At 49.0% G+C, this 11,099-nt stretch carries 6 protein-coding genes; 5 read left to right on the plus strand and 1 reads right to left on the minus strand.

What is annotated here, in order from left to right; translation table 11 throughout:
- Nucleotides 1-569: OmpA family protein (locus Q0N89_RS09095; RefSeq protein ID WP_294035648.1), on the plus strand; the 569-nt coding region annotated here is incomplete at its 5' end.
- A 69-nt stretch (nucleotides 570-638) separates the two neighbouring features.
- On the opposite strand, the gene Q0N89_RS09100 is transcribed toward Q0N89_RS09095, so the two are convergent.
- Nucleotides 639-2,102, minus strand: coding sequence for an NAD-dependent succinate-semialdehyde dehydrogenase (locus tag Q0N89_RS09100; RefSeq protein WP_294035650.1), 1,464 nt, complete (start codon nucleotides 2,100-2,102; stop codon nucleotides 639-641).
- Nucleotides 2,103-2,275: 173 nt separating this feature from the next.
- On the opposite strand from Q0N89_RS09100, the gene Q0N89_RS09105 reads away from it, so the two are divergent.
- The 4 genes from Q0N89_RS09105 (at nucleotide 2,276) to purL (ending at nucleotide 10,874) form a co-directional block, all read left to right on the plus strand.
- Nucleotides 2,276-5,236, plus strand: coding sequence for an ATP-binding protein (locus Q0N89_RS09105; protein WP_294035652.1), 2,961 nt, complete (start codon nucleotides 2,276-2,278; stop codon nucleotides 5,234-5,236).
- Nucleotides 5,237-5,317: 81 nt separating this feature from the next.
- The gene (locus tag Q0N89_RS09110) at nucleotides 5,318-5,887 is read left to right on the plus strand and encodes a DUF2799 domain-containing protein (RefSeq protein WP_294035654.1); all 570 of its coding nucleotides are present in this window, start codon (nucleotides 5,318-5,320) and stop codon (nucleotides 5,885-5,887) included.
- Nucleotides 5,888-5,912: 25 nt separating this feature from the next.
- The gene (locus Q0N89_RS09115) at nucleotides 5,913-6,701 is read left to right on the plus strand and encodes a class I SAM-dependent methyltransferase (protein ID WP_294035656.1); all 789 of its coding nucleotides are present in this window, start codon (nucleotides 5,913-5,915) and stop codon (nucleotides 6,699-6,701) included.
- Between the two features lie 228 nt (nucleotides 6,702-6,929).
- Entirely contained in the window at nucleotides 6,930-10,874 is a 3,945-nt protein-coding gene (purL, locus tag Q0N89_RS09120; protein ID WP_294035658.1) for a phosphoribosylformylglycinamidine synthase, read from the plus strand.
- Nucleotides 10,875-11,099 lie beyond the last annotated feature (225 nt).

Below are 11,099 nucleotides of genomic sequence, written 5' to 3' on the forward strand. Positions count from 1 at the left end.
TATTTGACAAAGACAAGTTCACTCGTACCTTCTACTGGAACCCAGTAGATCCTGTGGATGGTGCTTGCCCACCAGCACAACCAGCACCAGAAGTCATTGTAAAAGAAGTGCCTGCACCTGTTGCGCCAGCACCTGCAGCACCACAGCTACAACGCTACACGCTAAACGCTGATGCACTATTTGCCTTTGACAAGCATACCCTAACCGATATGCTACCAGGTGGTCGCCGTGACCTAGACGAACTGGCTACTCGTCTAAAAACCTTTGATCAGCTAAATGCGGTCATCGTCACTGGTCATACTGACCTACTAGGTACAGATGCCTACAACCAACGTCTATCACAAAACCGTGCTCAGACTGTCGTCAACTACCTAGTACAAAACGGCATCCCAGCTAACCTAATCCGTTCATACGGTGCTGGTGAAACTGAACAAATCAAAGCCTGTGATATGAAACTACCACGCCCACAACTGATCGAATGTCTACAGCCTAACCGCCGTGTGACTGTCGATGTAGATGGCTCAGGTATCCTAAACCCAGGTGAAACTGCACCAGTGATTCGTAAGTAATACGCATCACCAAAGAACACAAAACACTGCCACTATGTGGCGGTGTTTTTTTGTTGGGTGGTGTGCGGTTTAGCTAATATCAGCACACCAATATTTGGTGGTGATGTATTCTTCGATGCCGTATTTTGAGCCTTCACGCCCAAAGCCTGATTGCTTGACACCGCCAAAAGGGGCGACTTCGGTGGATAGTAGCCCTGTGTTTTGGGCGACCATGCCGTATTCTAGTCCTTCGGACACTCGCCATGAGCGGCCCAAGTCATTGGTATAAAAGTACGCCGCCAAGCCATAGATGGTATCGTTTGCCGTAGCGATGACTTCTTCTTCGCTGTCAAAGACAAACACAGGGGCAATCGGGCCAAAAATCTCTTCACGGTAGATGTCCATCTCAGGGGTGATATTGCTGATGATGGTGGGGTTAAAGGTGAGCTTACTGGCATCATTTTTGTCGCCACCGGTGATAAGCGTTGCGCCTTTATCTAAGGCATCATTGAGTAGATGTTCCACCTTTTGTAAGGCTTTATCATTGATCAGCGGGCCAACTTCTACGCCTGCTGTCATGCCGTTGCCGACTTTTAGGGCATCGACTTTTGCCTTAAAAATTTCTAAAAACTTATCTTTGATACTAGACTGCACATAGACACGGTTGGCACAGACACAAGTCTGACCTGCGTTGCGATATTTTGAGCCGATTAAGCCTGTGGCAGCTTTTTCAAGGTCAGCATCTTCAAAGACGATAAACGGGGCATTGCCACCGAGCTCTAGCGAGAGCTTCTTAACAGTGCTGGCGCACTGCTCCATCAGTAGGCGACCGACAGCGGTTGAGCCTGTAAAGGATAGCTTATGAATGCGTTCGTCTTTGGTCAGCACGCTACCGATGGTTGGGGCGTCACCTGTGACGATTTGTAGGACGCCTTTTGGCAGACCTGCTTGTTCGGCAAGTACCATCATGGCGATGGCAGAAAATGGCGTTTGGCTATCAGGCTTGACAATCATGGTGCAGCCGGCTGCCAGAGCAGGGGCAGCTTTGCGGGTAATCATCGCCGATGGGAAATTCCACGGAGTGATGGCAGCACAGACACCGACAGGTTGCTTTAAGATAGTGTAACGCAGGGCAGGGTTGGTGGCTGCCATGACATCGCCATAGACACGCTTGCCTTCTTCGGCAAACCAGCGGATAAAGCTGTTGGCATAGGCGACTTCACCACGAGCTTCACTCAGTGGCTTACCTTGCTCAAGGGTCATGATGACCGCCAAATCATCGATATTGGCATCAATCAAATCTGCCCATTGGTGCAAAATCTCACCACGAGCCTTAGGGGTGAGCTTTGCCCAAGATTTTTGGGCGATTTCGGCGGCATCGACAGCGGTGCGTACTTCATCAGCGGACAAATCAGGCACAGCGCCCAAGTGTGAGCCATCAAAAGGGTTGGTGACAGCAACAGTCTTGCCACTTTGGGCGGTGACCCAAGCGCCGTTTATATAGCAGGCTTGTTGGATAAGAGCAGGGTTGTTTAGGTGAGTGGTGATTGTCATTGGCTTTCTCATTAATAGGTTCTTTGGAATACTTGGATGCTGATAAATTGTGATTATTATAGTCATTATAAAGAAATTCATAGCACTTGTCATGATGGATGTTGATACAGACAAATGGTGCTTTTTTTATGATTTTTTGATATAGTGCGTTTATCTATTGTGATGGACAGAGTATGCGAATCGAGAAAAGCTTTGGTATCAAAAGTGCTTATGGTCAGCTGATTTTATTGGTGTTTTTGCCGATTGTGATTTTGGCGATGGCAGGGGCGTATTTGGTGATGGTTGAGACACGCCGTGCGATTTTATCCGAGCAAGATGCGTTGGCGCAGGCGGCGTTGGTGCGTTATGAGCCGATTGTACGCCCTTTGTTGATGGACCTTGAAAAAAGCCAAGAATCGCTCAATCTGCAAATCGAGCAGATGGATGACAGCGGTATGCTACAAGCCATCACGCCCAAGCCCAATCCGACGACGACCAGCGAGCATTGGCTCAACCAACTACAACAATCACGCAATCAGCATGTACTGCGTGTGGCGGTGATGGATGAGCTTGGGCAGATGCTGTTTACCACAGGGATGCAGTCGGATGCGCCGTGGGGAGCGTTTGATAGCGATGCCAAAGAAGTGATGCGTATGGCGACGCCTGTGGGGACGGCGTATGGGATGCCGATTTTGTTCAATAATAAGCGGTATTGGCTGTTTGTTGATATGGACAAGACGCCTTTGACCATTGCTTATTATCGAGTGGCATTGGCACTGGCGATTACTGGCTTGATTACCATTTTGTTACTACTACTGATTTTGAATATCTATTCTAAGCGATGGATTGCGCCGATTTATGAGATGCGCCTGTACCTACAAAGGCTCAATGCCGAACATCTCTCCAAAGCGCCGACACTACGCACCGATGGCGAATTTGCTTTGTTAATTGATGATTTTAGCCGTGCGATTAAACGGCTTGATGTCAGCTTTACCGAGCTTAAGAACCACGCCGAAGAGACCGAGCGAGATTTGCAACAAGCCTTTGATGAGATGGAAATGCAAAATATCTCCATCCGTAACGCTCGTGATGCGGCGATTTCAACCAGTCAAGCCAAGTCCGCTTTTCTTGCCAATATCAGCCATGAGCTAAGAACACCGCTTAATAGTATTGATGGCTTTATCAATCTACTCGCTCGTAAGGCAGGCTTAACTAGCGAGCAGGACTTATATGTCCAAACCATCAAAAAATCCAGTGCGCATCTACTCGCCCTAGTCAATGATGTGCTTGATTTTTCAAAGATGGAAGCAGGTAAGCTTGCCCTTGATAGCCATGACTTTGACCTGTATGCAGCGGTATATGATGTCGTGGATATGCTCTCACCAGCAGCGCTCGAAAAACGCCTACGCCTTGCGGTGCTGTTTTATCATGATGTGCCAACTCGTGTGGTTGGTGATAGTTTGCGTGTTAAGCAAATTTTAACGAATCTTGTGGGTAATGCCATCAAATTCACCGATACAGGCGGGGTGATTGTCCGTGTCAGCCTAGCCGAAAAAACAGGCTTTTTACACATTGCGGTCGAAGATACGGGCAAAGGCGTCAGCGAAAGCGACAAAGCACAGCTGTTCCAAAGCTTTAGCCAGGGGGATTTGTCCGTGACTCGTCGCTATGGCGGCACGGGGCTTGGCTTGGTGATTTCTAAGCAATTGACCCTACTGATGGGCGGCTCGATTGGATTTTTTGACAATCATAGCGAAAATATCGCCAACACGGGGGCGACTTTTTGGTTTGAGATGCCAACAGGTGTCCAAGATAATGATGACGCCATCGATGCGATGACGCCACTGCCTGATAAGCTACACTTGCCAATGCAGGTGCTTGTGTGGATTAACCATGCACCGGCATTGCAGGTGCTAAAAGCAAGCCTCGCCGGTACAAAAGTACAACTGACCGTGGCAATCGGTTTGGCTGATTTATTAGAAAAACTGGATAAAAAAGACACCGAATACGACTGGGTCATCGTCGATAACTTTGGTCAAGATGCCGCCAAAGATGATGTCGGGGCAATTTTACGCCAAATTCGCCTAAGATACACAGGCAAGCTTGCCAGTTATGGTTATCAAGTTGGCATGAACAGTCAGCTGCTCGAACGCTATCAGACGCACGCTTTGTATGAGCCGATGGACAAGCGTCAATTGTACGCCATGCTGTGCAACCAAGATGAAACCTTGCTCAATGACCAATCGTCTCGCCAAGCCAAATTTGTCGGCAGACGCATCTTGGCGGTGGATGACCATCTACCAAACTTGCTTGTACTCGATGCGCTATTGACTGAGCTTGGCGTTGAAGTGGTCACCGCAGGCAGTGGTTTTGATGCCATTGAGATGATGACCAAGAGCATCACGGGTGCTAGTCCGCCGATTGATTTGGTGTTTATGGATGTGCAGATGCCACGAATGTCGGGGCTTGAAGCATCAATTCAGATTCGCAAGATTGAGCAGGCGCATCTGTCTGAGCCTGTGCCGATTGTGGCGCTGACGGCGCATGGCTTATCGGACGAAAAAGACCGCTTGGTATCATCAGGGCTCAATGACTATGTGGGTAAGCCGATTGGACAAGTACAGCTTGTGCAGACACTACAAAAATGGCTCGGTCGCAGTCGTGATGATGTGCCTGAGCCTGCTGAGCAGACGGTGCAGTTTGAGCCTGTGGCGGTGGATGAGCTGGCTGCGGTGGCTGATGCTGGACAGGATATTGATTGGGCGGATGCGCTTGAGCGTTCGGCGAATAAGCCTGATTTGGCGATGAAGCTACTTGGTATGATTATTGATGGGGCGGATAACGAAAAACAAGCACTTGAGCGTGCTTGGGCGGATCGAGATCGTGTCAAGCTTGCCGAGATCAGCCATCGCATGGTGGGTGCATCACGCTATGCAGGCGTGCCACGACTGCGTGCATCGTCCGAAGAGTTTGAACAAAAATGCCGAGCCGATATGACGGATGCGAGTGCCAGTCAGTTTATCGCCATGCGTCCTGCCTATCGTGCGCTGATTGATGCACTCGATGCGCTTGATGCCTTGCAGGGCGTGGCATTGGATGAATTGATTGCACAAAATACCGTCCAAACGACTCAAGCGACTTCAACAAATACTTAACAAAAATTTGCTTGGATGTAGGCAGATTTTGGGATAAACTTAAATAGATAAACATTCATTCACTCATGGTAAGGATAGATTATGAAGCGTGTGATTTTGGGTATTATGGCATCATCATTGATGGTGGCAGGCTGTGCGACGATGTCAAAGACAGAGTGCCAAGTGGCTGATTGGTATCAAGTCGGTGCTAAAGATGGTAGCAGTGGACATGATTGGAATCGCCTTGCCAGCCATGCCAAAGCGTGTGCCAAAGTGGGTATCACGCCTGACCGTGATGTGTGGGAACAAGGTCGCCAAGCAGGACTGCAAAGCTACTGCACCACCGCCAATGCCTATCGACTTGGCAGAAGTGGTAGTCGTCTCAATAGCGTCTGCCCAAGTGAGCTTTTGGATGTGCTGACTCGTGCCAATAACTATGGCTACAATATGAACCGCTTGGAGAGCCAAATTGAAAAAGACCGAAAAGAGCTCACAAAACTGCGTGAACAACTCAAAAAACTCCAAGAAGGCGACAACCTAGAATTTAAGAGCGAAAAAGAAGCTCGTGCCTATATGGTGGGTCTGCCTGCCAAGATTAATGCTTTGGTGGATAAAATCATCGAAGATGAGCGAGTGCTAAGCGAAGCAAAGGCTTATAATCCGTACAACTAAGCAGTATTAATATCAAGCGGTATTTATGACACAATTTATTTGGCAAAGAAAAGAAAATGGCTTGGTCTATGACGACAGCCCACGCCCAGAGTGCTTGGCGCTGATTGCTCGTACGCCCAAAAAAGTGCTCGACATCGGCTGTAATGTCGGCTCGGTGGGTCGTGAGCTCAAGCGTCGCTATGAAGGCGTGGCTGTGTGGGGTTGTGAGTTCAACCCCGAAGCTGCTAAGGTTGCTCGGACGCATTATGACCATGTCATCGAAGAAGATGTGACCCAAGTGGACTTTGCCAAAGCAGGTTTGACGGATAAGTTTGATACGGTATGCTTATTTGATGTCTTAGAACATCTGTACAATCCGTGGGAGCTGTTGGTGGGATTGCATGACAAAATCAGCGATGATGCGCAAGTGTTGATTAGCTTGCCAAATGCGTCCAACCTGCTTGTGCTACTCGATGCCATGCGTGGTCAATGGCGTTATCAAAATTGGGGCTTGTTGGATTTTACCCATATTCGCTATTTTACCGATTTTGATGCACGCAAGATGTTTTATCAAACTGGCTATCGTGTTGAAGAGATGCGACCACATCTTTTTGGTCAAGATGCCATGATTTATCAACAGCTCAAAGACCAATCTTTCCCAACGACGATGACGATTGATAAAATGACTTGGCAGATTGATAGCCATGATGAGCTTGTGCGTCTATGCGCCATCCAAAATCTGTATCGCATCACGCCACATCATGGCAAGCTTGACGAGCAAGAGCAGTATTGGGCATCCGATGACAGACCGCCGACTTTTGCTTTTGGTGGCTAGGTGATTGGACGGCTTATTGGTACGCCAAATTTAAGACACTCTTAAACCAGAGAGCTAAGCACAAGACAGTCATCAAAAGATGACCCACAAAAGGACGAAAACGCTGAAATTTTCGTCCTTTTTTATCACTTGTCAGAAAATTTGCCTTAATTTTCTGTTATAATAGACGGTATTTATTTCTGATCATTTTGCCAGTTTTTAGTGGCGTCTTTTGCAAGGGTAAACACCATGATGAGCACCATCGCCGGTTTGGGTTTTTTGACCGATTTTCAAGCACAAAAATTAGCCGAACAGCTCAAAGACAAGGCCAATTTGAGTGTGAGCGCATTGAGCAGTCAGCAGGTTTATGTATTTGATGCGCCATTGTCTGATACAGACCACAAAAAAGTATTGGATCTATTGAATCAAGGTCAAGCGCCTGCTTTGGTGAGTGCCGGTGACAATCAAATTCAAGTGGTGGTTGCGCCACGCTTTGGCACGATTAGCCCATGGGCGTCCAAGGCGACCGATATTTTTAATAACTGCGGTGTCAATATCCACCGTGTCGAGCGTGTGGTGGTCTATACCTTGACTGGTGAGAATCTGCCAAGCCGCCTGCCAGCTGCTGCCGAAGCCATCTTGCATGACCGCATGACCCAAAGTCTCGTGTATGAGCTTGGCGATGTATCAGCTTTGTTCGTCGATGGCGAGCCTGCGCACCTAAGCACGGTCGATATCATGGGCAAAGGTCGTGATGCACTGGTCGCTGCCAATACCGAATTTGGCTTTGCGTTATCGAGCGAAGACATTGATTATTTGGTTGAAAACTTTAGCAAGCTAGGTCGCAACCCGACCGATGTCGAGCTGATGATGTTCGCCCAAGCCAACTCTGAGCATTGCCGTCATAAGATTTTTAATGCCGAATGGACGATTGATGGCGAAGTACAGCCAAAATCACTGTTCAAGATGATTCGTAATACCCACGAAAAACACTCTGAAGGTATCCTATCAGCTTATAAAGATAACGCAGCGGTGATGGAAGGCTTTGTCGCTGAGCGTTTTTACCCAACCAAAAACGACGCTGGCGAAGCGCAGTACGGCTTTCATAATGAGCAAGTCGATATCTTGATGAAAGTCGAAACACACAACCACCCAACGGCGATTGCGCCTTTTGCAGGGGCGGCGACAGGCGCAGGCGGTGAGATTCGTGACGAAGGCGCAACTGGCCGTGGCGGTAAGCCAAAAGCGGGTTTGACAGGCTTTAGCGTCTCGCATCTGCACTTGCCAAATATGCCTGAAAAATGGGAAACATCAGGCAAAGTATCAGCAGCCGACTATGGCAAGCCATCACGCATGGCATCAGCACTGGATATCATGATCGAAGGCCCATTGGGCGGTGCGGCTTTTGCCAATGAATTTGGTCGCCCAAACCTAAACGGCTATTTCCGTACCTTTCAGCTTGATACATCAGCCGAGCAAGACGGCAGCCAAATGCGTGGCTATCATAAGCCGATCATGATCGCCGGTGGCTATGGTAATATCAAGCGTAATCTAGTACAAAAAAATGCCATCCAAGAAGGTGATCTGCTCATCGTACTGGGTGGCCCTGCGATGCAAATCGGTCTGGGCGGTGGTGCAGCAAGCTCGGTAGATAGTGGCGAGCTGGACGAAGGCTTGGATTTTGCCTCAGTACAGCGTGACAATGCCGAGATGGAACGCCGCTGCCAAGAAGTCATCGATACCTGCTGGGCGATGGCAAAAGACGGCAATGACAACAACCCAATCATCTCAATCCACGATGTCGGTGCAGGCGGTCTATCAAATGCCATGCCTGAGCTTGTTGATGATCATGAGCTGGGTGCGCATCTGAATCTGCGTAAAGTGCCATCACTAGAAGCAGGTATGTCGCCGATGGCAATTTGGTCAAACGAAGCCCAAGAGCGTTATGTGCTTGCCATCCGCCCTGAGAGCGAAAAGCTATTTGATGAGATCTGTGCTCGTGAACGCTGTCCGTATGCCGTCTTGGGTACGGCAACTGCGGTGCGTCAGCTACAAGTCGATGACAGCCTATTGCCAGAGCAACCTGTCGATATGCCAATGCAAGTACTGCTTGGTGGCACGCCAAAGATGAAGCGTAGCTTTAGCCGTCGTGACAATGAACTGCGTGCACTGGATGTCGCATCAGTGGATTTGGCAACGAGTATCAAAGATGTCCTACGCCACCCAACAGTCGCTAGCAAATCGTTCCTAATCAGCATTGGTGACCGCTCAATCACCGGTATGGTGACCCAAGATCAGTATGTGGGTCGCTACCAAGTGCCTGTGGCAGACTGTGCGGTGACCAGTACGAGCCTGACTGCCATCACAGGTGAAGCGATGGCGATGGGCGAGCGTGCGCCTGTGGCATTGATCAGCCCAACTGCATCAGCTCGCCTAGCGGTCGGTGAAGCAGTGACCAATATCGCATCAGCTCGCATTGCCAAGATTAGCGATGTGACCCTATCGGCTAACTGGATGGCAGCCTGTGGCGACGAAAAAGAAGACGCTGCACTATTTGATGCGGTGCACGCAGTCGGCGAAGAGCTGTGCCCTGCACTTGGCATCACCATCCCTGTGGGCAAGGACAGCCTATCTATGAAAGCCAACTGGCAAGATGATGGCGTGGATAAGTCAGTCAGCTCGCCGATGAGTCTGATTATCACTGCCTTTGCCCCTGTCCAAGATGCCGCAGGTACGCTGACCCCTGCGCTAATCAATAGTGATTCGGCGCTGTATCGCATTGATTTGTCAGGCGGTAAGCTGCGTTTGGGCGGTTCGATTTTTGCACAGACATTGAGCCAGTTGGGTAATGATTGCCCTGATTTGGACAAGGCATCAGACCTTGCCAATTTCTTTGCCTTTATCCAAGCGGCTGCCAAAGCAGGCGTGATTAAGGCTTATCATGACATCGGTGATGGTGGTCTTGTGGCGGCAGTGGCTGAGATGCAGTTTGCCAGCCGTATGGCGATAAATCTTGCCCTAAGTGATGATAATCTATTGGGTCAGCTATTCGCCGAAGAGCTAGGTGCGGTAGTGCAGGTATTGCCTGAAGATGTCGATGCCTTTGTGGTATTGGCGGCAGAGCATGGCGTATCGGCATTGACTAGCCTAATCGGTGATGCCAAAGCGACACCGGCAGGTGGTGCAGGTGTGGATAAATTGACCATCACCACGCCAAGCGTACAGCTTGCCTTTGAACGCAGTGAGCTACAGCAAGAATGGGCAAAAGTTAGCCATGCCATCCAAAGTCTGCGTGACAATCCTGCGTGTGCCGACCAAGAATTTGCACTTATCAGCGACATCAACCATCATGGCTTGATTGCTGATGCCAATTTTGACCTAGATTTGGCGGTCGAAGCACCATATATCAACAGCCGTACGAGCCTACCAAAAGTCGCCATCTTGCGTGAACAAGGCGTCAATGGTCATCTTGAGATGGGTGCAGGCTTTGTGCGTGCAGGTTTTGATGCCATCGATGTGCATATGAGCGACTTGATGAGCGGCCGCATTAATCTGCGTGACTTTGAAGGCTTGGTGGCGTGCGGTGGCTTTAGCTATGGCGATGTACTGGGCGCAGGCTCGGGCTGGGCGAACTCGGTGCTATTCCATGATGAGCTGCGTATGCAGTTTGCTCGGTTCTTCCATCGTCCTGAGACCTTTGCACTGGGCGTGTGTAATGGCTGTCAGATGATGAGCCAGCTCAAGAACTTGATGGTCGGTGCTGAGCATTTCCCACGCTTTAGAGCGAACAAGTCAGCTCGCTTTGAAGCACGCACGGTCAATGTCCGTGTTGAGCGTACCAAATCCGTCCTGCTAAAAGGTATGCAAGACAGCATCTTACCAATCGCCATTGCTCATGGTGAAGGCTATGCTGATTTGGATGACAAATCAATGGCAGAATTGGTGCGTCATGGCCAGATTGCCCTGCGTTATGTCGATAGTCAAGGCAATCCAACTGAGCATTATCCGCTGAACCCGAACGGCTCGCCAGAGGGTGTGACGGGTATCTGTAGCAATGATGGCCGTGTGACCTTGATGATGCCACATCCAGAGCGTACCTTGCGTGCGGTCAATCACTCATGGAAGCCGGATGAGTGGCAAAACGACGGTGCGTGGATGCGTCTATTCCGCAATGCTCGTGCGTTCTTGCGTTAAGCATGAATTAACAGCAAAGCAACTCATTACCCCAAATCGCCTGTGGTGGTTTGGGGTTTTGTTTTGGGTTATCATGATTTACATGGATAACTTATAAATAACTCTATGGGAAATTTGTATAAAATTGATTAAATTTTGAGCAATTTTAAGCTAATAATAAAATAATTTTAGGCGTAATAGACATTTTTCATGATAAAAATCACACCACATCTCCTAATAGACATT

Source organism: uncultured Moraxella sp., from assembly GCF_945873075.1.
In the GTDB taxonomy this organism is placed as follows: Bacteria; Pseudomonadota; Gammaproteobacteria; order Pseudomonadales; family Moraxellaceae; genus Moraxella.